This is a genomic window from Clostridium sp., from assembly GCF_051650885.1.
In the GTDB taxonomy this organism is placed as follows: Bacteria; Bacillota; Clostridia; order Clostridiales; family Clostridiaceae; genus Clostridium.
The window spans coordinates 1-2,128 of the sequence record NZ_JBOFRG010000186.1 but is presented as its reverse complement, the minus strand read 5'-3'; the positions used below and the strand labels follow the sequence as shown (position 1 = coordinate 2,128).

The window sequence follows — 2,128 nt, the reverse complement described above, 5'->3', positions numbered from 1 at the left end:
TAAAAAATAAATAAAGAAGGCTGAAATAAAAAATTTAAATAATGCAAACAGCAGCCTTTACAGGGGATAAAGATCCTTAAAAAGGAGATAGACGCGCAACCCAGCGATATCAAGTTCTCTGGTGTCTTTAGAAGCGGTTCTCAGCGAGGTGGATTCCACGGCGAAGAATTGGCCTAGAGAGGCTTTTTGAGCCGTCTGAGCAGATGAAAACAGATTACTAGAGGCGACCAACATAAAGAAATCTCCTTTTACTGTAGGAAGTTTAATACCAAACTCTACAAAACTATCTTCAAAAAAGGTCATGTCTGACCTTATGACTGAAACAGGAACAACTATAGCGTACGTGAATTCTTTAAAGAAAGAGAACTTAAAGGTTCAAAAACACTTGAATTAATCATTCAAAAGCCATCTTTAAAAAATACAGCTCTCCAAGGTCGTCTGACTCAAATGTTCTTAGAAACATGGAGGTCTTCATGTAAAAGGCTAAAAACGAAGATGAATACTACTGCTGTGCCCTAGGGTGGAACTATGCTTGTTCCGAAGGTAGGCTGTGTAAATAGAGATAGATGTCCGTGGAAGACGGGTTTTATTGAAAAGAGATTTATTTTGGTATCCGGCAGATTTCATATGGTCAGTTTACTCAAACTATCTATAGTTTTTTTTTGAAATAGTTTTAAAACATATTTTAATAAATTACAAACACGTAGAGATAGGAAACGATCAGTAAGACACGTTTTATACTTGATTTTAGTCACCTAAGGTCATTGTTGTGAGCGCACAACAATGCCATTTAGATGTCAGTAGATTGAATAGAAGAGCCCAGTTCAGAGTTTTTCATCTGACAAGGTTTCTTAGTTAAAAGATCTTCAAGTTAATGAGTTTTCCCTGGTATTTTCGGCTCGGGTCTTGTGTCCTTCCTTCCATGTTGTACCTCTTCAACTTCTCTTCAAGAACTCACCAAATTCAAACATGCTTCCTCAATCTCTTCTTCCCCAGCTTTGTCTAGTTCAGTGCTTCGTCTTTGTTCTAGAGAGATACTCTCGAGGGTTTTGTTAGCACCACAGACTGGATGTATGCTTCAAAGGTAGGTTTGATTCCCAGCTCTTGAATGTGCTTCTTGTGATAAGCCGTTACCACTCCGCCACATGTCAGGACATAACGAACTTCTCTTGTTTCGGCTTTGTATATTAATCCAAGCTCATTAGCAAAAAACGTATTTTCTTAATTTTTCATTCTCAACAACTGTGAGAAAATCTTGGATGATGATAGCCTTCTCGACAATTAGGATTTGCTTTCTCTTCTCATCTGATACAAAAATATCAGGCTTGTTATGTCTGACCTCAATGTCTGTTAAAATACGCGTATCCACTCGTATTTCAGCATTATAATTGAACATTACTTTTTGTGCAAAGTAGTTCTTATCTTACTAAATTTTCTAAAGCAATACCTCTCACATAGCAAAGGATATAGACATCTACCTACTTCGTTGTGTCTTCTCATATAGTCAAGTTTAAACATTCGATCACACTTGGTAGCTAAATGACCTACAGTCTTTCTATGAGATCTTCAGTGAGGACATTGTCCCTCCTGTCCACAAAAGATATTTCTTCTTTGTAGAAAACAATAGGTTGCTTCAGATCTAGCCTTGTTGTTGCCCTTTACCAGCCATGTAGAAGACCCCTTAATATTAAGTAGTTCATTTTCTTTTGCTCTGAACAGCTTTCCGTGATTTTTTTCGAAGTTTAATCTCGCTGTAGAGCATTGTCTTTTAGGATTCGACCAGTGTTTTTAAGGTTTAAAAACCCTCAAAGTTGTGTTTGGTCTTTAGGTAGCTGATTATCTGTAAGAGGTGTGATTTGTTTTCCCCTTCTACTTTAAGTATTGCTGCAAGATTAAGTGAACTATATCTAGCTTTTTTTAGAGAGTTATACATGTTTAGTAAAATGCTTTCACTCCTGTGTTCAACACACGTAAGTCCTGTTCTTATTTCAGTTCTTGGAAGGTAAAATCACTCCTTACAGGTTGGCTGTAAGTGGATATGATGCTTTATAAGCATCTGACGATTTTCAAAATCAATCCCTTTGTAATCTGCTGGTTCAAGCTTCAGAAGGTTAACATGGTAGTTGAT

General features: G+C 36.9%; 1 protein-coding gene. It reads right to left on the bottom strand.

Annotated elements, in window-relative coordinates; translation table 11 throughout:
* Positions 1-57: 57 nt before the first annotated feature.
* A complete protein-coding gene (locus ACRC28_RS09080) occupies positions 58-303 on the bottom strand; it encodes a hypothetical protein (RefSeq protein ID WP_438543128.1) in 246 nt (81 codons plus the stop codon).
* Between the last annotated feature and the right edge of the window lie 1,825 nt (positions 304-2,128).

Excerpts from the sequence above, each read along its gene's own strand:
- ACRC28_RS09080 (WP_438543128.1), bottom strand. The coding sequence starts at position 303 with ATGACCTTTTTTGAAGATAGTTTTGTAGAGTTTGGTATTAAACTTCCT.